This is a genomic window from Thalassospira profundimaris (genome assembly GCF_003326755.1).
Classification (GTDB): Bacteria; Pseudomonadota; Alphaproteobacteria; order Rhodospirillales; family Thalassospiraceae; genus Thalassospira; species Thalassospira profundimaris_B.
The window spans coordinates 82,303-106,612 of record NZ_JPWH01000003.1; the positions used below are offsets into that span (position 1 = coordinate 82,303).

22 protein-coding genes are annotated in these 24,310 nt (G+C 53.8%); 13 read left to right on the forward strand and 9 right to left on the reverse strand.

The features are described from left to right. Positions 1-2 precede the first annotated feature (2 nt). Positions 3-878, reverse strand: a complete 876-nt coding sequence (locus TH25_RS04950; protein ID WP_114087328.1) for an ABC transporter permease — start codon at positions 876-878, stop codon at positions 3-5. A gap of 166 nt (positions 879-1,044) precedes the next feature. Here TH25_RS04950 and TH25_RS04955 point away from each other — a divergent pair, with 166 nt between their 5' ends. After that, positions 1,045-1,989: a LysR family transcriptional regulator gene (locus tag TH25_RS04955; protein WP_114087329.1), complete on the forward strand. Its 945-nt coding sequence runs from the start codon at positions 1,045-1,047 to the stop codon at positions 1,987-1,989. A gap of 73 nt (positions 1,990-2,062) precedes the next feature. After that, positions 2,063-2,314, forward strand: a complete 252-nt coding sequence (moaD, locus tag TH25_RS04960) for a molybdopterin converting factor subunit 1 (protein ID WP_114087330.1) — start codon at positions 2,063-2,065, stop codon at positions 2,312-2,314. A gap of 82 nt (positions 2,315-2,396) precedes the next feature. On the opposite strand, the gene choV is transcribed toward moaD, so the two are convergent. From choV to TH25_RS04975, 3 genes are all read right to left on the reverse strand, one after another. Next, entirely contained in the window at positions 2,397-3,599 is a 1,203-nt protein-coding gene (choV, locus tag TH25_RS04965; protein ID WP_114087331.1) for a choline ABC transporter ATP-binding protein, read from the reverse strand. Position 3,600: 1 nt separating this feature from the next. After that, entirely contained in the window at positions 3,601-4,443 is an 843-nt protein-coding gene (gene choW, locus TH25_RS04970) for a choline ABC transporter permease subunit (protein ID WP_114087332.1), read from the reverse strand. Positions 4,444-4,693: 250 nt separating this feature from the next. Further along, the gene (locus TH25_RS04975) at positions 4,694-5,656 is read right to left on the reverse strand and encodes a choline ABC transporter substrate-binding protein (RefSeq protein WP_114087333.1); all 963 of its coding nucleotides are present in this window, start codon (positions 5,654-5,656) and stop codon (positions 4,694-4,696) included. Positions 5,657-5,999: 343 nt separating this feature from the next. Here TH25_RS04975 and betI point away from each other — a divergent pair, with 343 nt between their 5' ends. From betI to TH25_RS05000, 5 genes are all read left to right on the forward strand, one after another. Next, on the forward strand, positions 6,000-6,587 hold the full coding sequence (betI, locus tag TH25_RS04980) for a choline-binding transcriptional repressor BetI (protein ID WP_114087334.1): 588 nt from the start codon (positions 6,000-6,002) through the stop codon (positions 6,585-6,587). A 57-nt stretch (positions 6,588-6,644) separates the two neighbouring features. After that, positions 6,645-8,102, forward strand: a complete 1,458-nt coding sequence (gene betB, locus TH25_RS04985; protein ID WP_114087335.1) for a betaine-aldehyde dehydrogenase — start codon at positions 6,645-6,647, stop codon at positions 8,100-8,102. Between the two features lie 54 nt (positions 8,103-8,156). Continuing rightward, positions 8,157-9,833 (forward strand): choline dehydrogenase, encoded by a 1,677-nt coding sequence (gene betA / locus TH25_RS04990; RefSeq protein ID WP_114087336.1) that lies wholly within the window; start codon positions 8,157-8,159, stop codon positions 9,831-9,833. Positions 9,834-9,991: 158 nt separating this feature from the next. Then, on the forward strand, positions 9,992-11,602 hold the full coding sequence (locus TH25_RS04995) for an L-serine ammonia-lyase, iron-sulfur-dependent, subunit alpha (RefSeq protein ID WP_114087337.1): 1,611 nt from the start codon (positions 9,992-9,994) through the stop codon (positions 11,600-11,602). Between the two features lie 94 nt (positions 11,603-11,696). Continuing rightward, positions 11,697-13,010 (forward strand): NAD(P)/FAD-dependent oxidoreductase, encoded by a 1,314-nt coding sequence (locus TH25_RS05000; RefSeq protein ID WP_114087338.1) that lies wholly within the window; start codon positions 11,697-11,699, stop codon positions 13,008-13,010. Between the two features lie 31 nt (positions 13,011-13,041). Here TH25_RS05000 and TH25_RS05005 read toward each other — a convergent pair whose 3' ends face one another. Next, complete coding sequence (locus tag TH25_RS05005) at positions 13,042-13,734, reverse strand: cysteine hydrolase family protein (RefSeq protein ID WP_114087339.1); 693 nt, start codon at positions 13,732-13,734, stop codon at positions 13,042-13,044. A gap of 79 nt (positions 13,735-13,813) precedes the next feature. After that, positions 13,814-14,347 (reverse strand): DUF6622 family protein, encoded by a 534-nt coding sequence (locus TH25_RS05010; protein ID WP_114087340.1) that lies wholly within the window; start codon positions 14,345-14,347, stop codon positions 13,814-13,816. Between the two features lie 81 nt (positions 14,348-14,428). Here TH25_RS05010 and TH25_RS05015 point away from each other — a divergent pair, with 81 nt between their 5' ends. Beyond that, positions 14,429-15,265: a LytTR family DNA-binding domain-containing protein gene (locus TH25_RS05015; protein WP_181847421.1), complete on the forward strand. Its 837-nt coding sequence runs from the start codon at positions 14,429-14,431 to the stop codon at positions 15,263-15,265. An 18-nt stretch (positions 15,266-15,283) separates the two neighbouring features. Here TH25_RS05015 and TH25_RS05020 read toward each other — a convergent pair whose 3' ends face one another. The 3 genes from TH25_RS05020 to TH25_RS05030 form a co-directional block, all read right to left on the reverse strand. After that, entirely contained in the window at positions 15,284-15,775 is a 492-nt protein-coding gene (locus tag TH25_RS05020; RefSeq protein WP_114087342.1) for a group III truncated hemoglobin, read from the reverse strand. 112 nt (positions 15,776-15,887) lie between these two features. Further along, on the reverse strand, positions 15,888-17,261 hold the full coding sequence (locus TH25_RS05025; RefSeq protein ID WP_114087343.1) for an NAD(P)/FAD-dependent oxidoreductase: 1,374 nt from the start codon (positions 17,259-17,261) through the stop codon (positions 15,888-15,890). 139 nt (positions 17,262-17,400) lie between these two features. Beyond that, entirely contained in the window at positions 17,401-18,771 is a 1,371-nt protein-coding gene (locus TH25_RS05030) for an aspartate aminotransferase family protein (RefSeq protein WP_114087344.1), read from the reverse strand. Between the two features lie 318 nt (positions 18,772-19,089). Between TH25_RS05030 and TH25_RS05035 the strand changes: the two genes are divergently transcribed. The 5 genes from TH25_RS05035 (at position 19,090) to TH25_RS05055 (ending at position 24,287) form a co-directional block, all read left to right on the forward strand. Next, positions 19,090-20,469: a glutamine synthetase family protein gene (locus tag TH25_RS05035; protein WP_114087345.1), complete on the forward strand. Its 1,380-nt coding sequence runs from the start codon at positions 19,090-19,092 to the stop codon at positions 20,467-20,469. Positions 20,470-20,501: 32 nt separating this feature from the next. Next, positions 20,502-21,050, forward strand: a complete 549-nt coding sequence (locus TH25_RS05040) for a cupin domain-containing protein (protein ID WP_114087346.1) — start codon at positions 20,502-20,504, stop codon at positions 21,048-21,050. 65 nt (positions 21,051-21,115) lie between these two features. Continuing rightward, positions 21,116-22,621: an aldehyde dehydrogenase gene (locus TH25_RS05045; RefSeq protein ID WP_114087347.1), complete on the forward strand. Its 1,506-nt coding sequence runs from the start codon at positions 21,116-21,118 to the stop codon at positions 22,619-22,621. A gap of 22 nt (positions 22,622-22,643) precedes the next feature. Beyond that, the gene (gene speB, locus TH25_RS05050; RefSeq protein ID WP_114087348.1) at positions 22,644-23,612 is read left to right on the forward strand and encodes an agmatinase; all 969 of its coding nucleotides are present in this window, start codon (positions 22,644-22,646) and stop codon (positions 23,610-23,612) included. A 90-nt stretch (positions 23,613-23,702) separates the two neighbouring features. Beyond that, complete coding sequence (locus TH25_RS05055; protein ID WP_114087349.1) at positions 23,703-24,287, forward strand: tyrosine phosphatase family protein; 585 nt, start codon at positions 23,703-23,705, stop codon at positions 24,285-24,287. Positions 24,288-24,310 lie beyond the last annotated feature (23 nt).

Genomic DNA, 24,310 nt, shown 5'->3' on the forward strand with positions numbered 1-24,310 from the left:
CCTTACCGGAAACTTTTGGCGATTTGATCCACGCCAAGATAGCGGGTGTAAATTACGACCAGTGCCCCCAGCAGAACCAGAAGAACCAGTGACAGGGCGGAGCCCAGCGGCCAGTTCAATTGTGTGATGATGGCTTCAAAGACCAGATTGGCAAACATCGCATCACGCGGGCCGCCGAGGATAAGTGGTGTGATGTAGGTGCCAGATGCCAGCACGAAACACAGAAGCGACCCCGCCGCCAGACCGGGAAAGGAAAGGGGCAATGTAACCTCGCGGAAGGCCTGAAAACCGTTGCACCCCAGGCTTTCGGCGGCCTCGGTCAGGTTTTTGTCAATGCCTTCGAGGCTGACATAGACATTCAAAATCATGAAAGGCAGCAGATAATGCACCAGGCCGAGGATAACCGTTGTCTGGTTATAGAGCATATTCAGCGGGCTATCGATGATGCCAACCCACAGTAAAAGGCCATTTATCGCACCCGATGTACCGAGAATATTGATCCAGGACATGGTGCGGATGATGTAGCTGATCCAGAACGGTAACATCAGCATGATCAGCAGGAATGTTTTTGACCGCATTTTGGTATTGGCGACAAAATAAGCCGGAATATAGCCGACGACGGCACAAATGATGGTGGTGAAAAAGGCGATTTTCAGGGTTTGCAGCAGGATGTCGCGATAAAACCGGTCGGACAGGACTTCCTGCCAGTTATCCAGGTAAAACCCGACCTGGTCGGCGCCGGTTGCCGTGCGCAGCCAGAAGGAATAAACCACGATAAACATCATCGGTATGATCAGCAAAAATCCGATCGTCACCAGTGATGGCGAAAGCAGTATCCACGGGGCGTGTTTTTGCGCCCTTGCGACACCAGCGGCCATGTGGGCCTCCCGTTTATGCGGCATAAAGGAATATTGTTTTGTTGGCTTTTTATGCCGGGCAATCTGTTTTGCCGGTTTCCATACTGACGTTATTCCACCTTAAGCTTGCCTATAGCGCAAATAGATAAGTAGAATATAACTCATAGCGGATAGCTATGAGGGGGCTATGGAAGATATTTCCAAGCGCAGATTTGACTGGAATTTGCTGCATACTTTCACAGTGATTGTCGAGGAACGGTCCATTACCGGGGCGGCAAACAGGTTATTGTTGCGCCAGCCCAGCGTTAGTAATGCCCTGAAACGTCTGGAAGACCAGATTGGCGCGCGCCTGATCGACCGTGAACGCGGCCGGTTTGAGGTGACGGAACAGGGCTTGGCGCTTTATCACGAATGCCGCGAAATTTGTGGGGCGATCGGGCGATTGTCCGATGTCATGCAAGATAGTGGCAGCCAGTTGACGGGGCATTTGCATTTATGGATGGCAAGCCATGTGGTGTTTCCGCCGCTTGATGATGCTTTGTTTGAATTTAACCGCCAGCATCCGCATGTAACCTATGAAATTAACGTGGCGACATCTTCCCATGTTGTAAGCCAGGTTTTGTCACAACAGGCCAGTTTCGGCATTTGCCTGGTGAATGAACAACATCCACGGCTGGACTATCGCAGGCTTTATCGCGAGCATTTCGGGTTTTTCTGCGGGCCGACGCATCATCTTTTTGGTCGCCAGGATGTAACGTTGGCCGATTTGCGCCATGAAGCCTTTGTGTCGTTTTCAACCGACCAGTTGTCGGATGCCCTGGCCCCGGTCGCGGTTTTGCGCGCACGCGAAGGTATGAAGGGAAAGGTGATTGCCACCAGCCCGCATCTGGAGGAAGTCCGTCGGTTGATCAATGCCGGGCTTGGCATTGGGCCGCTGCCCATTCATGTGGTGAAAAGTGCGCTGGATCGGGGAGTATTGTGGCAATTACCGCCTTACGAGGCACCACCTGCCATTGATATTTATCTTGTGACCAATCCGCGCATGTCACTGGGGCGGGCGGAACGCTTTTTTATTGATAATCTGACGTCACGCCTTGCGGCGGCACCGGATGGCTATTTTATTTATTCGTAATCGATTGCGTCTTGTGTGAAACAGGGCATTGCGCGAGCATATTGGTAACACTTAAACCAAGACCGGAATGACGATGAAGTTTGTTTATTTTGCCTGGGTCAAGGACCGTATTGGCAAGGCCGAAGAAACGCTGGAGTTGCCAGCTGATATTCGCACTGTTGCTGACCTGCTGGCATGGATGCCCTCGCAGGGGGAAAACTATGCCGCCGCACTGAATGACCCTGCCTTGGTGCGTGTGGCGCTGGATCAGGAATTTGCCCACCTGGATGACGTGATTGGCGAAGCGCGCGAAATTGCTCTGTTTCCACCTGTTACCGGCGGGTAATTAACGTTTTGCTACAACGCAGGAAAAAGGCGGCCCGGATAAAAAGCAGGCCGCCTTTGTGAAAATTTATATGCCAGCGGGGTTAATCACCACTGGAGGCGGTTTGGGTGAGGCTGGCGAAGAATTCGCGGCGGCCCAATGTACCGGAAATGCGGTTTTCGCGGGTCAGGATCACCGGGTTTTGTGTGATTTCGCGAATTTCGATCAGATGTTTTAGCAGGATGGTATCCTCGGCAACAAAAATAACCGCGTTATTGGCCGGGCCATGCGTATCGGGCAGGGTACCATCATAGGAAACCAGCTTCAGTTGCTGATGGTCCGCGTTATGTGCCGATTGGACCACGCCATTTTCAATAACCAGTCTGATTTCTTCATCGTCGATGGCAAATTCACCGGATCCATTGCGCATGTCGGTTGTGGCGCGCTGCATAATTGCCCGGGCCCGCAAGATATTGACCGGGTTCATATGGGCGACAAAATCGGCAACATAATCATTAGCCGGGCGCAGGGCGATATCTTCTGGTGTGCCATGTTGCACCACATAACCGCCTTCCATGATGGCAATGGAATTGCCCAGTTTCATCGCTTCATCCAGGTCGTGACTGACAAACAGGATGGTTTTGTTCAGCTTTTCCTGCAAATCGAGCAGTTCGTCCTGCAGGCGGTTGCGAATAAGTGGATCAAGGGCTGAAAACGGTTCGTCCATGAGAAGAATGGGGGCGTCGGTGGCAAAGGCACGGGCGAGGCCAACGCGCTGCTGCATACCACCCGAAAGCTCGTGGGCGTATTTTGAGGCCCATTCATCCAGCCCGACCAACGCCAGTTTTTCATGCACGATTTCGTTGCGCTGTTTGGCATTCATCCCGCGCAGCTCCAGTCCGAAGCCGACATTTTCGGCAACGGTGCGCCAGGGCAGCAGGGCGAATTGCTGGAATACCATTGCCACATGTTCCCGGCGCAGGGTGCGCAGGGCCTGGGCGTCGCAACTTGTGACATCCGTCATCTGTTTTCCGTCGCCATGACGGACCCGCAATGAACCGCGCGAGACGGTATTAAGGCCGTTTACACAGCGCAACAGCGATGACTTGCCGGAGCCCGAAAGCCCCATTAGGACGCATATTTCGCCCTGGGCAACGTTAAAGTTAACACCCGCAACACCCAGGATATTGTTGGTGGCCTCCTGGATTTGCGAACGGTTTTTGCCCTGGTCAAGCAGGGTCAGGGCCTCTTGCTGGCGATCGCCAAAAATAACGTCAACATTGTCGAATTCGATGGCATTGGTCATGTTATTGCCCCTTATTGTTGTCGCGGCGGCAAATCCGGTCCAGGACGATGGCCAGAATGACGATGGCAAGCCCGGCTTCAAAGCCCTGGGCGATATTGACGGTGTTAAGGGCGCGTACCACCGGTTTACCCAGGCCATCCGCCCCGACAAGGGCCGAAATCACCACCATCGACAGCGACAGCATGATGCACTGGGTCAAGCCTGCCATGATGGAAGGCATGGCGGAGGGCAGTTCGACCTTGAATAAAAGCTGTCGCGGGGTGCTGCCAAAGCTTTTGCCCGCCTCGATCAGGGCTTTGGGGGTCGAGGCGATGCCAAGCTGGGTGAGGCGAACCGGGGCGGCGATGGAAAAGATGACGGTTGAAATCAGACCTGGCACGACCCCCAGACCAAACAGGATCAGGGTCGGGATCAGATAGACAAATGTCGGGATGGTCTGCATCAGGTCCAGTATCGGGCGCAGGGCATGATACAGCCACGGGCGATGGGCCGATGCGACGCCAAGCGGAACACCGATCAGCATACAGATCAGGGTGGCGTAAAACACCATTGCCAGTGTTTCCATCGTGGCTTCCCAATAGCCAAGATTGACGATCAGCAGCAGCGAAAGAACCGTGAAGGTCGCCAGTTTCCAGGATTTATGCAGCCAGATCGCCAAACCGGCGAAGAATGCAATAATGACGAGCGGATGTAACCACACCAGTGCATCAACGGTATGATCGATGACGAAACCCAGCGCATCCGAGATGGCATAAAAAACAAAGTCGGCATGAGCATTCAGGGCGTCCATCAGGGATGCGATCCAGCTCCCCAGCGGAATCTTGATTTCCGTGAGCCATTCCATGAGATAAATTCCAGCAATATGAATGAATGTGTATGTGTGCGCGTTCTTCCAAGACCTTGAACGGCTGTGTCCAGCTTTTGACCCCGGTGGCGCGTATCGTGCGGATTGCCTTTGTCACGGGCAAAGAAGAATGCGTGAAGTCCGTGTGCCTGGCATAGGCATTGGCATTGTCAGGTTCCGTTGCCTTTGGCACTTTCCCTGCCCACGGAAAACCGGGGCAGGGTGTGTTGTCATCGCATGATAGTGACGCTTAGAAGCCGAACTTTTCTTTGACGGCGGCCTTGGCATCCCCGCCATCAACCGTGGTGACACCATCCAGCCAGGCATAAACCGCATCGGGATTTGCCTTGATCCAGTCGGTGGCGGCTTTTTGTGGCTGTTCGTTTTTATTGAGGATGGAATCCATGATCTGGTTTTCCATATCCAGGGTGAATTTCAGATTGTCGATGAATTTCCCGGCATTCGGACAATCCTGGAGATACCCCTTGCGCACATTGGTATAAACCGTAGCACCGCCGTAATTGGGGCCAAAAACATCGTCACCGCCAGAGAGATATTTCATGTCGTATTTGGCATTCATCGGGTGCGGTTCCCAGCCCAGAAAGACGATGAATTTATCGCGTGAGGTTTTGCGTTTTACCTGGGCCAACATGCCCTGTTCGGAGGATTCGACCAGTTCAAAATCCCCAAGGCCGAACTGGTTTTTGTCGATCATCTCCTGAATCAGGCGGTTGCCATCATTACCCGGTTCAATACCGTAAATTTTGCCATCAAGCTGGTCCTTGAATTTGGCAATGTCCTGAAAGCTTTTAAGGCCCGCATCATAAGCAGCCTTGCTCACGGCGAGGGTGTATTTTGCACCTTCGAGATTGGCCTTGAGTTTTTCAACCGAACCATCATCCAGATAGGGTTTGATGTCGGCGGACATGGTGGGCATCCAGTTGCCAAGAAAGACATCAACATCACCGTTTTTCAGGCTGGTATAGGTGACAGGCACGGAAAGAAGCTCGGTATCTGTTTTATAGCCCAGCGCATCAAGCAGCACCGAGGCAGTGGCGGTGGTGGATGTTATGTCCGTCCAGCCGACATCGGAAAAGGTAACGGTTTTACAGGCGTCGGATACGGCCGCCTGCGCGGCAGTTGACGCCAGCAGTGCGGCACCGGCAAGCATGGTGCTGCACACAAGGCGGGTAATGGATTTACGACAAGTCATGTTTCTGGTTCTCCCTTGTATGGACCTTGCGGATACTGTTGCCACATGCGGCAACAGAGTCTCGGTTCCGGAAGCCAGACGAACATCAACGGTCTGTGCGCCAATACTCGTCCAGAACTGCAATAAATGCGGTATTGCAGGCCGGAATTAATTCAAACAGGCAAGCCAGATAGCCGAAAGCACGCAGAATTCTGCGCTTTGAGAATGGGTAACGGCCTCACCTGTTTTTATTGATTGAATGTTCAATTAAAATACATCATATTCTTTACAGGTCAATTGCCAAGCGGAAAAAACCGTTTTGCTGTTTTTTTATCGCTTCTGATTGCAAGTTTTGGATACCGGAATGCCCAAGGTTGGAATGCAGCCTGTCCGCCGCAGGCAACTTATTGATGCGACGATTGCGACCATTCACCAGTTTGGTTTTGCTGATGCCACCATCAGCCGGATTGCCGGCAAGGCGGGAATGTCGTCTGGCATCATTTCGCACTATTTCGGCGGTAAAAATGCCCTGCTGGAGGCAACGATGTTGTTTCTGATGCAGGAATTGCGCGCGGATTTTCTGGCGCGGGTATCGCAGTGCCAAACGCCGATGGAGCGTTTGGAAGCGATTGTGAATACCAATTTCAACGAGGAACAGTTTACCCCGCAGGTAACGGTGGCGTGGCTGTCCTTTTGGGCGCAAGTGCCGTTTTCGGATGCTTTGCGGCGGTTAAATACCGTTTATTTTCGCAGGCTTGCGTCCAATTTGCGCCATGAATTGCGCGCACTGACCAGCGACCGCAAGGCCGACGAAATTGCCGAGGTTATTGCCGCCATGATTGACGGCATATGGGTGCGTTCAGGGCTTTCTTCCCGGCAGGTCAATGTCGCGGCGGCCCGTAAAATGGTGCTTGATACCATCCGACTTCGCCTTGATGCGGCGGCAGCGTAATTGAATTGACGACATTTTGAGCGCCCCGGTTTGTGCGGCGCCAACAGGAGTTTTGACATGAGCCTTTATCAGATCAGCAATTTTATCGATGGCAAGTTGCAAAAGGGTAGCGGTGCGGAAATGGTAACGCTCAACCCGGCGACCAACAAGGTTTTGGCATCGGGCAACGAAAGCACGGCTTCTGATGTGGATGCGGCGGTCAAGGCAGCGCGCAAGGGCCTTGCACTTTGGAAGGCAACACCCGCGGCGGAGCGGGCGCGCGTGCTGTTTCGCGCCGCGCAGATTTTGCGTGAGCGCAATGACGAACTGGCCCTGCTTGAAACCCGTGATACCGGCCGCGCCATTCAGGAAACTGAAATCGTAGACGTGGTTTCAGCCGTGGAATGCCTGGAATATTTCGCCGGTGTGGCAGGCAACATTTCGGGGGAGCATATCGACCTTGCCGGTAATTTTGCCTATACCCGCCGTGAACCGGTGGGTGTGTGTGCCGCCATTGGTGCCTGGAATTACCCGATCCAGATTGCAAGCTGGAAGGCGGCACCGGCGCTCGCCTGTGGCAATGCGGTTGTTTACAAACCATCCGAAGTGACCCCGCTTTCGGCGATTGCCGTGGCCCAGGCCCTGCAGGAAGCAGGCTTGCCAGATGGTGTTTATAATGTGGTGCAGGGTGCACGCGAATGCGGGGCGTCGCTTGTAGAACATCCGGGGGTGGATAAAGTTTCGCTAACCGGTTCCGCCGAAACGGGGGCAAAGGTGGCATCGGTCGCGGCAGGTGGTATGAAAGCCGTGACAATGGAACTGGGCGGCAAATCGCCAATGATCGTGTTTGAAGATGCCGATCTGGAGAATGCCGTTTCAGGTGCGCAGATGGCGAATTTTTATTCGTCGGGGCAGATTTGCTCTAACGGGACGCGGGTTTTTGTTCATGAATCGGTGAAAGACGCGTTTTTGGCCAAGCTGGTTGAACGTAGCAAAGACCTGGTTTTGGGCGACCCGGAAAAGCCTGAAACCCAGGTTGGCCCGATTGTGACCAAAGCACAGTTTGACAAGGTCATGTCCTATATCGAGCTTGGCAAAAAAGAAGGGGCGACGGTTGTTCTTGGCGGTCATGCTGTAACCGAAGGGATGCCGGAGGGAGGATTGTTTGTTGCACCCACCGTTTTTGCCGATTGCAGCGATGATATGACCATTGTGCGTGAGGAAATTTTTGGCCCGGTGATGTCGGTTCTGACCTTTAAAACCGAAGAAGAGGCCATTCGCCGGGCCAATGCCACGGAATATGGCCTGGCGGCGGGTGTCTTTACCCGTGATCTTTCGCGCGGGCATCGTGTTGTTGCAGAGCTTGAGGCCGGAACCTGCTGGATTAATACCTATAATATCACACCGATCGAAATGCCGTTTGGCGGGGTGAAGAAATCGGGTGTTGGGCGGGAAAACAGCCGGGCCGCCATCGAGCATTATACCCGGGTGAAATCGGTTTATGTCGAAACTGGTGATGTACCCCCGCCATATTGAGCGCAATTTGCACCATTTTCGTCTTTATCAGATAAAAGCTTCTGAGGTTAAAAAATGAAACCATCAGCCAGCGATACCTATGATTACGTGATTGTCGGTTCCGGGTCTGCCGGGGCTGTTCTGGCCAATCGTTTGACAGAAGACCGCAATGTGAGCGTCCTGGTGATTGAGGCCGGGCCGGTGGACCATTTATGGGACTGGCGCATTCATATGCCGACAGCCCTGTCCTATCCCATGCAGTCGGAGCGTTATAACTGGGCCTATTGGACGACACCGCAAAAGAATTTGAATAATCGCCGCATGGAAACCCCGCGTGGGCGGGTGTATGGCGGGTCCAGTTCAATTAACGGCATGGCCTATGTGCGCGGCCATGCACTGGATTATAATCGCTGGGCCAGCGACCCGGGGCTGGCGCATTGGGATTACGCGCATTGTTTGCCTTATTTCCGCCGGGCCAATACCCGGAATGAAGACCGGGCGGGAGATAATTATCACGGTGGAGACGGGCCGTTGCATGTCACCACTGGCGCGTGCAAAAATCCGCTTTATAAAGCCTGGATCAAGGCGGGTGAACAGGCCGGTTATCCGGTAACGCCGGACCAGAATGGCTATTGCCAGGAAGGTGTCGGGACGATGGATATGACGGTTTATAAAGGCCGTCGCTGGTCCACCAGCCGGGCCTATTTGCGCCCTGCCATGAAACGGCCCAACCTGACGGTACATGACAAGGCCCTTGCCCTGCGTATTCTGTTTGATGGCAAACGCGCAATTGGCCTGGAATACCAGCATAAGGGCGGGATCCTGCAGGCAATGGTGGACCGCGAGGTGATTGTCTCGGGCGGGTCGATCAATTCGCCAAAATTGTTGATGCTATCCGGTATTGGTCCGGCAGCCCATTTGCGAGAACACGACATCCCGGTGGTTCAGGACCTGCCCGGGGTGGGCGAGAATTTGCAGGATCATCTTGAACTGTATGTTCAGCAGGAATGCACCCAGCCGGTCAGCCTGCATCGTGTGCTGAACCCGTGGGGCAAATTCAAAGTCGGTTTGGAATGGTATCTGTTTAAAACCGGTCTTGGCGCCACCAACCATTTTGAAGCCGGTGGCTTTATTCGGTCGCGCGCCGGGGTGCAGCATCCTGACATTCAGTATCATTTTCTGCCGGCTGCCATTAACTATAATGGTTCGGGCGCGGCGGAAAATGACGGTTTTCAGGCGCATGTCGGGCCAATGCGTTCCAAATCGCGCGGGACGGTGCGGTTGGCATCGGCCAACCCGGCCGATCGCCCGATTGTAGACCCCAATTATATGAGCCACCCGGAAGACTGGGAAGAAATGCGGGCATCGGTACGCCTGACCCGCGAAATTTTCGCCCAGGATGCGTTTAAGGATTTGCGTGGCGGTGAAATTGCGCCGGGCAAGGATGTGCAAAGCGATGCCGAAATTGATGCCTGGGTCGCCCAACATACCGAAAGTGCCTATCATCCCTCCTGTTCGTGCAAGATGGGAAGTGACGATATGTCGGTTGTGGATGGTGAAACCCGTGTGCATGGTATCGAGGGGTTGCGCGTTGTTGACAGTTCGATCATGCCGACCATTGCGTCGGGCAATTTGAACGCCCCCACCGTTATGATTGGGGAAAAGGCGGCTGATATTATTCGCGGGCAGGCTTTGCCGCCGTCAGATGCGCCGTTCTGGGTCCATCCCGAATGGGAAACGCGCCAGCGATAAGCTGTTTTTACAACGCCTTATAGGGCCGGAAGCCTGAAACGGGCTTTCGGCCTTTTTATTTTGCGTGGATTGCCGGTTTCAAAGGCCACATTGCGTTTTCTGCCATTTGCCGCAATGATGAAGCATATTTTATGCAATTGGAAAGCCGGAGGAGAACCATGCAGGAAATCAGTCTGTTGAATTCGGTTGTCGGTCCGGTGATGCGGGGGCCGTCCAGTTCGCATTGTGCGGCACCTTACATGATGGGCCGTCTTGTGCGGGCCTTATCCACGTCGCAAGGCGAGGTGATTGAACAGGCCGACATCCGGTTTAACCCGCGCGGATCGTTTGCACCGGTTTACAAGGCGCAAAGCACGGATGAAAATTTTGCTGCCGGGCTTGCCGGTTTGGACCTGATCGACCCGGACTTTCGTGCTGTATTGGGCCGCGTTTCTGCCGGGCAGGGTTTTGCCTTTTCCGTTACGGTTACAGAACTTGAGCGTAATAACCACCCCAACCGCGTTGATATGGCCCTGTCGGTACGTGAAAAGGATGGGTGCTTGCGCACGGATATATATCAGGGCGCGTCGATTGGGGGCGGTATGTTTTATATCGACCGCATGAATGGCGAGGATGTGTATCTGACCGGCAAAACGGCAGTCATCTTTGTCTATGCCCGTGATGGGAAAAGTATCGAGGCTGACCTGAGGCGGATTGCGGCGATGGATAACCGTTTGCTGGGATGGGAACGCGCCTGCATTGGTAATGTTGTCGATCAACCATTGAACCGGTTCGAGGTGGCGTTGCAGTCTGTTCCAAGCCCGAACGTTCTTGCGAAAATAGAGGCATTGCCGGGGGTTTCGCGGGTGATGGTTGCCGATGCGGCACAATATCCGGTTTGTGCAACGGAGGACCTGTTTTCAACAACGGAGGGTGTTCTGGACCGGGTACCCGCCCATAACGGATCACTGGCACAAACGGCCCTGAGCCTGGAAGCACACAGATTGGGCCTGTCATGCGAGGCGACACGCCAATTGTTTATCGAACGTGCCGAACTGATGTTGCGGGTTGTTGAAGAGGGGTTCAATGCCCGCGAGGAAGAGAGCGTGATGCGCTTTTTAACCTTGCGGGCCCGAAAAGTACGGGATGCCAACCTGCCTGCTGGAGTGGGCGGGGCGGTGTTGCAGGATGCCATTGCCGGGGCCCTTGCCGCAATGGAGCGGGATTCCAACCGCGGACTGGTGGTGGCCGCGCCGACGGCGGGCAGTGCCGGTGTTGTGCCCGGTACGCTTTATGCGCTGGTGCGACATGGTATTGACCTGCAAGGTGCGGCCGATGCCTTGCAGGTCATGGCCCTGATTGGTGCCGTTTTTGCCGCACGGGGAACATTTGCGGCTGAATGCGGCGGGTGTTCGGTGGAAACCGGTGCATCGGCGGCAATGGCGGCGGCAGGGGTTGTGCAGGCCTTTGGCGGCACTGCGGCGCAGTGTTTTGATGCGGCCAGCATGTGCCTGATGAATACATTGGGGCTGGTTTGTGACCCGGTTGGCGGGGATGTTGAAATTCCCTGTCACGCCCGCAATGTGGCGGGGGTTTCACATGCCTATTCATCGGCAATGGCGGTGATGGCCGGTTTTGATGCGGTTTTGGGCTTTGATGAACTGGTGGATCAAACCGTGAAGATTGGTAATATGATGCACCCGGACTTGCGATGTACCGCGCGCGGCGGTTGCGCTGCGACCAAGACAGCTCACAGATTGGTGGAGCAGGTCACGACGGGTCTTTCCTGAAGCTCAGCCTGTCATCAAAAAAATGATTTGTTTTCTTGGCCTTCAGGCGGAAATCCCGCACACTTGAGGTCGTTCCACAATATCGAGGTTATACGTGTTTACGCCGAATTTTCTGACTGCCAATGACAAGTCGGGTGCGTATCCTGAATCATATTATGCTGCGTCGGCCAATGCTGTTGCGGGTTTTGAAACGCTTGCAGAAAATGCGACCTGCGATGTCGTTGTGATCGGTGGTGGTTTTACCGGCCTGTCTTCGGCATTGCATTTGGCGGAACGCGGTTATGATGTGATCCTGCTGGAAGCACACCGGGTGGGATGGGGCGCATCGGGGCGTAATGGCGGGCAGGTGGGCTCTGGTCAGCGGCGCGAACAGGATGAACTGGAAGAGATGCTTGGCCTGGAAGATGCCCGCAAATTGTGGGACATTGCCGAGCAATCCAAAGATATCGTCAAGTCGCTGATTTCACGACATAATATAGATTGTGACTGGAAGCCGGGCATTTTGCATGCCGATCATCGTCAACGGTTTGTCAAAGGCACGCATGAATATGTCGATAAGCTGCGCGATGAGTATGGCTATGATCAGCTTCGATCTGTCGGGCGCGATGAAATTCGCGACATGGTGGGGTCGGAATTCTATCATGGCGGATCGCTTGATATGGGGGCGGGGCATTTACATCCGCTGAATTTTGCCCTGGGCCTGGCGGATGCGGCGCGCAAGGCCGGTGTGCGCATTTATGAAAATGCCCAAGTTACCCGCTATGAAACGGGTGAAAAGGTTACGGTGTCGGTCAAGGGCGGTAAAACGGTTACTGGTGATATGCTGGTGCTGGGCTGCAATGGCTATCTGGATGCGCTTGACGACCGGGTGGCGCGCCGGGTTATGCCGATCAACAATTTTATTATTGCAACGGAGCCGCTGGGCGATGATCTGGCGCGGGAATTGATCCGCGATGATGTCGCGGTGGCCGATTCAAAGTTCGTAATTAACTATTATCGGCTAAGTGCCGATAAAAGAATGCTTTTTGGCGGTGGCGAGACCTATAGCTATCATTTCCCCAAAGACATCAAAAGTTTCGTTCAGCCTTATATGCTGGAAGTGTATCCGCAATTGCGCGATGTAAAAATAGACTATGGCTGGGGCGGAACACTTGCCATTACCATGAACCGGATGCCGTATTTTCGCCGGGTTGAACCAAAGGTGTTTTCAGCCAGCGGGTATTCCGGTCATGGTGTGGCAATGGCAACGCTGGCCGGGCAGATTATGGCCGATGCGGTATCGGGGACGATGGAACGGTTTGATGTGATGGCGAATATTCCCGTTCCACGTTTTCCGGGCGGGAAAAGCCTGCGTTATCCGCTGCTGGTGCTGGCGATGACCTGGTATTCATTGCGTGATCGTCTTTGATTACCAGCCGGTGAGGCGGTTACGGGGTGTTTTATCCCTGGGCCATTTTTTCAGGTTGCCCGGTCGCGACGTTGCCGGACGTGATATCGCGTGCGCCGCGCGCCAACAGGTGTGATTTTGCCTTGTTCCAGTTGGACGGGTTGATCGCCAGGGTTGCCGCATCACTGAATGCCACGTCATATCCGCGGTTGAGTGCAGCGTTGATTGTACTGTTAACGCAATAATTTCCGTCCAGACCCACAATTGTCAGTTTGCCGACCTTTTGCTGGGCCAGAGCCTTTTCCAGTTCCGGTTCGCGAAAGGCATCGGCACAGGATTTGACAATATCGTGGTCAATGTCGCCATCAAGCCGGGTGTCAATATCCAGCCCTTTGGATTTTGGTCCTCCGCGACCCTCGTTAAACAGCTTTACCAGCAGGTTCATGTACCAGCCTGAAAAAGTCTGTCGCACTGAAATAACCGGGTGGCCATTTTGATTGGCAAGCGTTACCAGATCGTTGATGGCCGAGATGGTCTTTGCAACAAGGTCAGGGTTATAGGCATTTTTACCCGTTGCCCTGGTAAAATCTTCCTGAAGGTCAATAATCAGAAGGGCGCTGTTGGGGCGTTCCTTCAGGTCGATTTTTTGCCCCGTCGTGCTTTCAAGATGGCGGCGATACCCGTAGATGGTGTAGCCGATAGTTCCGACGATCAACAGGATGAAAAGAAGCACGGCTGGCCACATGGTATTTCTCCGCCCTGGTCGGGTTAATTTGAAGGACCGCAGCGTTGAGATTACCGTGCAGCTTGCTTTTCGGCAATTATCATATGTTATTCTTTAGATTGGGTAAAATTTCCTTTTGAAGTTTTTTGGCAGAAATGAAAAGACCAATGCCCCTGCCAAGAAACAGTCCGCTGAATAACCCGGCCAGCACGGCCTGGGCGAGTTCAATACCAGGGTCACTTGCCAATTCGGGTTGTGTGGCATCAATCACGCCAAATATGTACTGGGTCAGGAAAATCATCAGGATCAGGACCAGGCTGGCCCAGCTTCCCGGCATGTGAATACGGGCGGGCGGGCCCGGTTCGACACTGATAGATGTGTGAGAGGCCAGCAGTACACCGCCAAGCCCGCCAACGCCCAGCGCGGTAAGCCATAAAAAATCGATCGTGCCGGGCATCGCAAAATGGGTGCTATGAGACTGCAGCGAGATCGCAAACATGATGACCGGCATGATCAGTGGTCCATAGAGCGAGGTCGTGCGGGGTTGACTGGCCTTTAAGCCACGATACAGCAGAAAGGCGAGCAGGAACCAGACCCAGGTTGGGGTGCCTGCGATGATGGAAAATAGTGTCATCGTGAAATTGCCCTTAACTTGATGTGCAAAGGAAAGAGCGGCTATATTTGCGCCTGCTTTACGATCAACAAGGGATTTTGCGTGAAAAGAGCGGGAGCTTTCGCGAGTGGAACCGAGGTACAGTTCGCGCTTCGTCGATGGCGCGAGCTTGTAAAATCGCCGACTTTTCTGGCAATTGTCGGGGCGGTATCGGTTATTTGGACGGTGAATGACATTTCCATTCACACAGCCCTGTCAGAAATGGTTTTGCTGTTTTTGATGCGGCTGCTGTTTGCCGGTGTCAGTGCAGGTGTCGCTTCCCTTGGTATCCTGGTTTGGGTCAGGATACTGCGCTCGCGATTTTCGACGATAGTGCGTTACGTGCTGGCAGGGGCTTTATCGTCGCCTTTTGTTTTTATATCGCTTGCCGGATTAACGGTACTGATTGATCAAAAATTGCCCGGTGCTGACGCGCTGGTGAGCTTGTTTGTCAGTGTCGTTGTGACGGTTACAGTGATTGCCGCAATTATCGGTATTGTTAATCGCCGGGCACGGGATATGGCGCCGCAGTCAAATCCTGGTAACACTGTTGTTACGGCACCAGAGGCGGATTTGCCTGATCTGGTGCGCCGTTTGCCCGCCGAACTTGGACGGGAGATTATCCGCCTTTCAGCCAGCGATCATTATGTCGAGGTTTATACACGATTGGGACATGCGCTGGTTTTGTTGCGTTTTTCCGATGCGCTGAAGGAACTGGGTGCGGCGGACGGGGTGCAAATTCACCGTTCGCACTGGGTTGCCTGTTCGGCCATTCACCGGCTTGTTTCAAAGGGGCGAAATCTGTTTGTTGAAATGGATGATGGCACAATCCTGCCGGTAAGCCGTTCGCGCTTTGCAACGATCCGCAACGCGGGCTTTTACGAGGAGCGGGTTTCGTAACGGTGTTTTGGGGCAATATCAGTCAGGCTGCCATTTTGATACCGGATCGTATCTTTCGCCCTTTGACAGAATAACGCCGTTATGTGCGGCAATGCCGAGCTCAAGGCTTTGGGCGATGCGCAAGGCCCGTTCCATAAAATGATTTGCGGCCGCCGGTGGGCAAAGTTCCGATAATGTCTCGGCAAACAGGGCCAGCCAGCGATCAAAATGATGCCGGTCAATCGGCAGGGGCATATGTTTTTGCATCGGACGCCCATAATAGGCCCCGCTTGCCAGTGCGACCGATGACCAAAACTGGCACATGTTATTCAGGTGATGATCCCAGTCCTCGATTCTACGCTCGAAAATGGGCCCCAAAACGGCGTCAGTCCGCACTTTGGCATAAAAGCCATGCACGACATCATGGATCATCTGAGGCGTGATGCCGGTTTCGTCCATGATTTTTTGTGTTGCCCGTTCGCGGCGTTCCTGATGCGACAGGCCGTCATCGTCGGTGTGGGTGTTGGTCATTTACGCGCTTCTGTTTTTGACAAGGTCTAAATCTCGGTCCGTTTATAAATCCCAACATGTATTTAAAACATGACATATGTCACTTTTTGTCGCAAAGGCAGGCGGACTTTTTTTACAGAAACGCATCCTGAAACCCATAGGCCGCATAGGCCAGCCAGCGATATTGGCGGCGTAATCCCGGTAACGGGATTTTTTGGGGCGGAATGCTCATGACGGGTCCAATATCGCTTTGGCTGATTTTGCCGGTCATCAGGTCTGCCAGCATTTCGCCGGCATAGCTGGCAAGGGCAACACCGTTGCCGTGATAACCAAGCGATGCCCATAACCTTTGATACCCGTCAACCCGGCCGACAAATGGACGGCGCGATTGAGATAAACAAACAAGGCCATTCCAGTGATGGGTAATGTCCACCTTTTGCCAGGCGGGAAACATGCTGTGGAACTCTTTTACCAGGGCTTTGCGGGCCTTGATTTGACCTTCGGGCGAGGCACTTAACCCGCCACGTCCGCCAAACATGAAACGTCCGTCGGGAAGTTTGCGAAAATAATGCAGCAAAATGCGCGTGTCGTAGGCCATCATATCGCTCTGCCAGCCCTGTTCGGCCAGTTCGCCATCGGTTAACGGGCGTGTTACCAATATGCCGGAAATTACCGGCAATAACCGGCCTGCCAGCCATTGTGGCATGTTTTCAGCACTATATCCGTTTGTTGCGATAATGGCCTGTTGCGCGGTTATTTTGCACTGTGGATGATGTAGGGTAACCCCGGTTGCATCTTCGGTAATGGCGCCGATTTCGGCCTGTTCAAAAATCTGAACACCTGCCGCGAGGCAGGCTTTATGCAGTGCGGCAATATATTTATAGGGATGCAGGCCAAATCCGGCTTTGACATGCAAGCCACCGGCGACGCCGTAGACACGCAGGCCCATGTCAGTTAGCGATTCTTTGTTGTGAAACGTCGTTTCAATGCCTGCAAAATATTTAAGTTCCCGGGCTTCTTCATGCAGGTCTTTTATGCGGGATTCTTTATGGGCCAATACCATTTCGCCCACTGAATGGCGATCAACATCCGCCCCCCATGCGTCAATGCGTTGTGCGGCGAGGTCAATAGCCGCCATTTGGTGGCGGGCAAACTGGCGGCTTGCGTCTTCGCCAAACCGTTTTGCCAGCGCATGAAATGACAGCATTGATCCGCCAAGGCAGCAGAACCCGCCATTGCGCCCCGATGCACCCCATCCCGGGCGTCCGGCATCCAGTACCACAACCGACCGACCGGCCTGGGCCAGTTTGAGGGCGGCTGAAAGGCCGGTATATCCGGCACCGATAACCGCTATTTCCGCTGTGATGTTGCCGCCGTCGGGCAGGGTTTGACAAGCGGGTAGAGGGCCAACACTTTCGGCCCAAAAGCTTTTGGGCAGGGCAGGGGCATGATAAGCGTCGGGTTCGTACAAACGTTTCAGGGAACGGGATGTATGTGTGTGGGGCATGTGCTGGTCTTGGTTGGCGGTGGATGACGTTGCGCATTATGTGGTGGTAACGGTGATAGCGATAGTGCCAAAAGAAACGCCCGGCACAATCTGAACCGTGCCGGGCGTATCGCAAAGCGGAGAATGGGGTGAATGAAACTTACATCATGCCAATTTTTTTGGCAGTGGCATCAAAGGCCGCACGGGCGCGTTTGACAAGTTCGTCCACTTCATCATGCGAAATGACCAAAGGCGGCGACAGAACCATACGGTCCCCGCAGGCGCGCATGATCACACCATTTTCAACACAGAAATCACGGCAAATCGTGCCCACGGTTCCCGGTTTCTCAAAACCCTTGCGGGTCTTTTTATCGGCAACCAGGGGCATGCCGGCGATCAGGCCGACACTTTCAACCGCGCCAACCAGCGGGTGATCTTCCAGTGTTGCCAGCTTTTTGCGGAAATAGGGGCCAATGTCATCGCGGACCCGTTCGATCAGTTTTTCCTCGCGAAGGATGCGGATATTTTCCAGCGCCACAGCTGCCGATGCCGGATGGCCGGAATAGGTAAAGCCGTGGGTGAATTCACCACATTCATTGATCAGAACATCTGCCACACGGTCGCCAACCATGACGGCGGAAATCGGCAGATAACCCGATGACATGCCTTTTGCCATTGGCATCAGGTCCGGTTTGATGTCGAATGTGTCGGAGCCGAACCAGTTGCCAGTGCGGCCAAAACCACAAATGACTTCATCGGCCACCAGCAGAATGTCGTATTCGTTACAAATACGCTGAATTTCCGGCCAGTAGGTTGATGGTGGAATGATCACACCACCGGCCCCCTGGATTGGCTCTCCGATAAAGGCGCCAACTTTGTCCGGGCCAAGTTCCTTTATCTTTTCTTCCAATTGGCGGGCAACAAGCAGGCCGAATTCCTCGGGGCTGTGATCACCGCCTTCGCCATACCAGTAAGGCTGGTCAATATGCACGACATTGGGCAGCATCGGCCCTCCCTGCGCGTGCATCCCGGCCATGCCCCCAAGCGAGGCACCGGCCACGGTTGAGCCGTGATAGGCATTTTTGCGGCTGATGATATAGTTTTTGTCGGCCTTGCCTTTCAGGTTCCAGTATTGGCGCACCATGCGAACAACCGTGTCGTTGGCTTCGGACCCGGAATTGGCATAAAAAACATGGTTCATATGGACTGGCGTAATTTCGGCCAGTACCTTTGAAAGTTCGATAACCGGTTCGTGGGCACACTGGAAAAAGTTGTTGTAGTAGGGCAGTTGCAGCATTTGCTTGTAGGCGACTTCTGCAAGTTCCCGGCGTCCATAGCCGACATTGACACACCACAGCCCGGCCATCCCGTCAAGGTACCTTTTGCCTTCGCTGTCTTCGATGAAGACACCGGACGCCCCGGTGATAACACGGGTGCCGCGTTTGTTCAGGTCTGCGGTATCGGTAAAGGGGTGAATATGATGTTGCTGATCAAGGTTTTGCCAAAAGGTGGTTTTTTCAAGCTGATTCATGACGGCTCCTGACGGTGTAACAGGTCACTGTTGTCCGAAATGTTGAACGTTTGATAAGAGTGTTCGTTTTTTTGAACACCAATGCAAGAAATAATTTTTGCCGGACTTGCAACGTATCGAGGGCCGATTTGGGCCAGTATTTTTTGAATGAATGCGCTGCGGGCTGTTTTGAAAGGGTAAAAGTGATATAAAGTCAAATTATGAATTGAACGATATATTGAACGACATAGTGATCCGGGGCTTGACCGTTTTGATGCGGCGCGGCACGATGAGGGCACTTTGATACAAAATGAACAGCCGTGCAGGGAGTATTTGACGATGAACAAATCGTTCGTCGAAGATGGTAGGGTCGAAGCCCAACGTTTTTTTGAAGCCAATCCCGATATTGAACTGGTTGAGCTATTGCTCCCGGATATCAATGGTGTTTTTCGCGGCAAACGCGTTACGAAAAACAAGTTTCTTAAAAGCTATGCCGAGGGCATTAACATGCCCGGTTCGGTTTGCCTCGTCGATATTACCGGGGACAACCCGGAAGGTACCGGTCTTCTTTGGTCCAGCGGGGACCGGGATAATGTTGCCAAACCCATTCCGGGCACACTCCACCGGGTTCCTTACGGGGAACAGGCGCTCGCCCAGGTGATGGTGTCGCTCTATGATCTTGACGGCAACCCGTTTTTTGCCGATCCGCGCAATGTTTTGCAGGGTGTTGTGGATCGTTTGGCGGCCGATGGCTATTTTCCGACCGTGGCGCTGGAACTGGAATTTTATCTGGCCGATCAGAATGAAACCGGGCGGCCGATTCCTCCTGCTCCGCTTGATGGCAGCTATGCTTCGGATGGTATTCAGGTTTACGGGCTTCAGGAAATCGAGAATTTTGACCGCGTTCTGCATGAAGCGGTCAGTGAATTGAACCGGCAGGGTATTCCAGCCGATACAATTGTGGCCGAAGCCGGACCGGGGCAGTTTGAAATCAATCTGGGGCATGTCAATGATCCGATGCTGGCCGCAGACCATGCCATGCAGTTAAAGCGGGTTGTGAAGGGCATTGCCTGGGACCATAAGGTGACAGCAACCTTTATGGCGAAACCCTATTCGGACCAGGCGGGGAATGGCCTGCATATCCATGTCAGCCTGCGGGATGCGGAGGGCAATAACGTTTTCAGCCCGAAAGAGGATGAAGAGGTTTCCGACCTTCTGAAAAACGCGATTGGCGGTTTGCAGGCATCGATGTTTGAAAGCATGGCGATTTTTGCCCCCAATCCGAATTCCTATCGCCGGTTCCAGAACAAGGCCTATGCGCCGATGTCGCCGAACTGGGGGCTGAATAATCGCACGGTCGCCTTGCGTGTTCCGGCGGGCAATGCCAATGCCGCACGGGTGGAACACCGTGTCTCCGGGGCGGATGCCAACCCTTATCTCGTATTGGCGTGTGTTTTGGCCGGTGTGCATCACGGGCTTAAAAACAGGCTGGACCCCGGCGAACCTGTTGAAGGCAACGGATATGAGCAACATAACGGTCGCATTGTGCCGCGCAGCATGATTTCGGCACTGGATCATTTTACCAATGGAGAAATTGTTCGCAAATATTTGGGCGAACAGTTTGTCGAGGTTTTTGATGTGTGCCGACGCGCCGAATATGACGAGTTTTTTGCCGAGGTGACGCCGCTTGAACATCGCTGGTACCTGGATGCTGTTTGACGCCATCCAGGCCCGGCGCCAGGAAAAATAAAATGAGCCAAAAGGTTGGAGACCGTCTGAAAGCCATTCGGAACATGTATGGTTTGTCACAACGTGAACTTGCCCGGCGGGCCGGGGTGACAAACAGTACCATTTCCACCATCGAGCAAAACCGGGTCAGCCCGTCGGTTGATTCGCTGGCCAAGGTTTTGCAGGGCATTCCGATATCGATGATCGATTTTTTCACCATCGATATCGAGAATGGCGAAGAGATATTTTTTAAAGGCGAGGATCTCGTTGAACTTTCAGACGGCACTATGTCGATGCGGCTGGTGGGGGCAACCCGGAAAGACCGCCAGCTTCGCGTGCTGCATGAAATTTACCCGGTTGGCGGTGACACCGGCAGCAAGTTGATCGTGCAAAAAGGCGAGGAGGCCGGTGTTGTCGTTCGTGGCAAGCTGGAAGTTATTGTCGGTGAGCGCGCGCAGGTTTTAAGTGCCGGTGATGCCTATTATTTCAATGCTGAAATCCCGCATCGTTTTCGCAATGCCGGCGATGTCGAATGTGAAGTGGTAAGCGCGGCAACGCCGCCGTCATACTGAATTCATAATTTTGCGCAAGCAGGATAGGGCACATTGATGACCCGGACCTGCCAAAGGAGTATCCCATGACGACTGCTCTGAATTTTGACGCCCTGAAATCGCAGGCCAGCAGCCTTGATTTTCGCAATAAGGCATTTATCAATGGTGCCTATGTCGATGCGCTTTCAGGCAAAACCTTTGATTGCATCAGCCCGCGCGATGGATCGGTCCTGACCAAAATTGCCGAATGCGACAGTGCGGATGTTGATCGTGCGGTTGTGGCAGCCCGCACCGTTTTTGAAAAGGGAAGCTGGTCGGAAGCATCGCCGGGTACACGCAAGGCGGTGATGATGAAATTCGCCGATCTGATGGAAAAACACGCCGCCGAACTGGCCCTGCTGGAAAGCCTGGATATGGGCAAACCCATCACGCTTGCCGTGCGGGATGACATTCCTTTGTCCTACAAGTGCATTCGCTGGTATGCGGAAGCGATTGACAAGGTTTATGACGAAATCTCGCCGTCTGATCCGCGTTCTATCGGGATGATCACGCGCGAGCCACTAGGTGTTGTTGCCGCCGTGGTGCCCTGGAACTTCCCGTTGATGATGGCGGTCTGGAAGCTGGGACCGGCATTGGCAATGGGCAATTCCATTATTCTGAAACCGGCCGAGCAATCATCCCTGACGGCATTGCGGGTGGCGGAACTGGCTGTTGAGGCAGGCATCCCCGAAGGTGTGTTGAATGTTGTGCCGGGTTTTGGCCCGACGGCGGGCAAAGCGTTGGGTCTGCATGAAGATGTTGATTGTGTAACCTTTACCGGGTCGGGTGAAGTGGGCAAGCTGTTCCTGCAATATTCGGGGCAGTCTAATATGAAGCGCGTCTGGCTGGAATGCGGCGGTAAAAGCCCGAATATTGTGCTGGCGGACTGCCCGGACCTTGACGCGGCAGCCGAAGCCGCCGCCGGGGGTATTTTTTATAACCAGGGCGAGGTTTGCACGGCGGGGTCGCGCCTGATTGTGGAAGAGACGATCAAGGACGAATTCATCGAAAAGGTGATTGCCGCAGGCAAAGCCATGCAGCCGGGCGACCCGCTGGACCCCAAAAGTGAAATGGGTGCCATTGTTGATGAAACCCAGATGAACCGTGTTTTGGGTTACATCGAAAAAGGTCAGTCTGAGGGGGCGGCTGTTTCCCTTGGTGGTAATCGTGTTCGCACCGAAACGGGGGGGTATTATGTTGAGCCGACCGTATTTGATGGTGTGACCAATGCCATGACCATTGCGCGTGAAGAAATTTTTGGCCCGGTCCTGTCGGTGATTTCTGTTGCCGATTGGCAAGAAGCGGTTAAAACCGCGAATGACACGCCCTATGGGTTGGCAGCAGCCGTTTGGACGCGCGATATTAACAAGGCGCATCTGGCGGCCCGTAAATTGCGCGCCGGTCTGGTGTGGGTCAATTGCTGGGATGGCGGGTCGATCACCATGCCATTTGGCGGATATAAACAGTCTGGCACCGGCCGTGACCGGTCGCTGCACGCACTGGATAAATATTGTGAAATCAAGTCGACCTGGATTGCACTGGGCGACGCCTGAGATATGAAAGGGCGGGATTGAAATGAGCAGCAGTACCGGCGTTATTGATACCAAAGGCGGCGATAACGCCTTTACCGCGAAATCCGTGCATCAGAATACCAGTGAACCGATGTATTCCGGTGCGTTGTCCTTTATGCGTCGCCGTTACAGCCGGGATCTGGACGGGATTGATGTGGCGGTTACGGGGGTGCCCTATGACCTTGCAACATCTTCGCGCCCGGGCACGCGCCTGGGCCCGCAGGGGGTGCGTCGTGCCTCGGCCCATCTGGCATGGGCGCCACACTTCCCGTCTGGCCGCGATATTTTTGGTGAATTGGCGGTTATTGACTATGGCGATATGGTGATTGATCCCGGTCATCCGGAAAAACTGCCCGAGATGATCGAAGATCATGCCCGGACGATTGTGCAGTCCGGCGCAAAGATGCTGACGATTGGCGGCGATCATTTCGTCACCTATCCAATTCTGAAGGCGCATGCCGAGAAATATGGCGAAGGCATTTCCCTGATCCAGTTTGATGCCCATTCCGACACCTGGGAAGATGACGGCGAGCGTATCGATCATGGCACCATGTTCTGGCATGCGGCCCAGAAGGGTATCGTGGATCCGTCGAAATCCATTCAGGTGGGTATTAGGACCCATAATGACTCGACGCATGGCTTTAACATTTTGTACGGGCCGGATGTACAATCCATGTCGGTTGCCGAAATTGTCACCCGCATCAAGGAAGTGGTTGGCGACCGCCCGGCTTATATCACCTTCGATATTGATGGGCTTGACCCGTGTTACGCGCCAGGAACCGGCACGCCGGTGCTGGGGGGCTTGACGACGCATCAGGCGGTGTCAATCCTGCGCGGGCTTGAAGGCATCAATCTGATTGGCAGTGATGTGGTCGAGGTCTCTCCGCCCTTTGATGTGTCGGATATTACATCGCTGGCGGGCGCGACAATGGCGTGGGAAATGCTTAATCTTCACGCGGCCAATAAGAAATAATTGTCAAACTTTCGGGCGATGCGTTTCAAAACGACCGGTATCCGGGTAGGATGCCGGTCGTTTTATTTTACGCGAACACAGGATGTTGACATGGAATCTGTATCGATCTCGCTTTTGACGATTTGTGGTATCGAGGAACTGCCCGATCATGCTGAACGCAAAGTGACGCATATCCTGTCTATCCTGGATCCGGAAAGGCCAGACCCCGAAACGTTTGGGGCATATACGCCGCATGAACGGACTGTTTTGCGCTTTCACGACATTATCGAGGATCGTCCGGGGATGGAAATGCCGCGTCGGGACCATGTTGAAAAGGTTCTGGCCTTTGGCGAAGAATTGGCAAAATCCTGTGATTTGCGTGAAGACGGACATTTGCTGGTACATTGTCATATGGGGGTTTCGCGCTCTACTGCGTCGATGGTGATGTTAATGGCGCAGGCCCAGCCGGAAGTTTCCGAAGATGACCTGTTCAAGCGCCTGGCAGTCATTCGCCCGCAAGCCTGGCCGAACTCGGTAATGATTGCCTATGCCGACGAATTGCTGGGCCGTGACGGGCGTTTTACCGAGGCGCTGCGCCGTCATTACGGTCGCCAGATTGAACGTGATCCGTATTTTGTAACCTGGATGACCGAACTGGGGCGGGCGCGCGAAGTGGATATGGCGGTTTCATCGTAAAGGAATGCCGTATTTGCCCTGTT

Bases quoted from the DNA above. Each gene is read 5' to 3' on its own strand.
- TH25_RS04950 (WP_114087328.1), bottom strand. From the start codon at position 878: ATGGCCGCTGGTGTCGCAAGGGCGCAAAAACACGCCCCGTGGATACTG.
- TH25_RS04955 (WP_114087329.1), top strand. From the start codon at position 1,045: ATGGAAGATATTTCCAAGCGCAGATTTGACTGGAATTTGCTGCATACT.
- moaD (WP_114087330.1), top strand. From the start codon at position 2,063: ATGAAGTTTGTTTATTTTGCCTGGGTCAAGGACCGTATTGGCAAGGCC.
- choV (WP_114087331.1), bottom strand. From the start codon at position 3,599: ATGACCAATGCCATCGAATTCGACAATGTTGACGTTATTTTTGGCGAT.
- choW (WP_114087332.1), bottom strand. From the start codon at position 4,443: ATGGAATGGCTCACGGAAATCAAGATTCCGCTGGGGAGCTGGATCGCA.
- TH25_RS04975 (WP_114087333.1), bottom strand. From the start codon at position 5,656: ATGACTTGTCGTAAATCCATTACCCGCCTTGTGTGCAGCACCATGCTT.
- betI (WP_114087334.1), top strand. From the start codon at position 6,000: ATGCCCAAGGTTGGAATGCAGCCTGTCCGCCGCAGGCAACTTATTGAT.
- betB (WP_114087335.1), top strand. From the start codon at position 6,645: ATGAGCCTTTATCAGATCAGCAATTTTATCGATGGCAAGTTGCAAAAG.
- betA (WP_114087336.1), top strand. From the start codon at position 8,157: ATGAAACCATCAGCCAGCGATACCTATGATTACGTGATTGTCGGTTCC.
- TH25_RS04995 (WP_114087337.1), top strand. From the start codon at position 9,992: ATGCAGGAAATCAGTCTGTTGAATTCGGTTGTCGGTCCGGTGATGCGG.
- TH25_RS05005 (WP_114087339.1), bottom strand. From the start codon at position 13,734: ATGTGGCCAGCCGTGCTTCTTTTCATCCTGTTGATCGTCGGAACTATC.
- TH25_RS05010 (WP_114087340.1), bottom strand. From the start codon at position 14,347: ATGACACTATTTTCCATCATCGCAGGCACCCCAACCTGGGTCTGGTTC.
- TH25_RS05020 (WP_114087342.1), bottom strand. From the start codon at position 15,775: ATGACCAACACCCACACCGACGATGACGGCCTGTCGCATCAGGAACGC.
- TH25_RS05025 (WP_114087343.1), bottom strand. From the start codon at position 17,261: ATGCCCCACACACATACATCCCGTTCCCTGAAACGTTTGTACGAACCC.
- TH25_RS05030 (WP_114087344.1), bottom strand. From the start codon at position 18,771: ATGAATCAGCTTGAAAAAACCACCTTTTGGCAAAACCTTGATCAGCAA.
- TH25_RS05035 (WP_114087345.1), top strand. From the start codon at position 19,090: ATGAACAAATCGTTCGTCGAAGATGGTAGGGTCGAAGCCCAACGTTTT.
- TH25_RS05040 (WP_114087346.1), top strand. From the start codon at position 20,502: ATGAGCCAAAAGGTTGGAGACCGTCTGAAAGCCATTCGGAACATGTAT.
- TH25_RS05045 (WP_114087347.1), top strand. From the start codon at position 21,116: ATGACGACTGCTCTGAATTTTGACGCCCTGAAATCGCAGGCCAGCAGC.
- speB (WP_114087348.1), top strand. From the start codon at position 22,644: ATGAGCAGCAGTACCGGCGTTATTGATACCAAAGGCGGCGATAACGCC.
- TH25_RS05055 (WP_114087349.1), top strand. From the start codon at position 23,703: ATGGAATCTGTATCGATCTCGCTTTTGACGATTTGTGGTATCGAGGAA.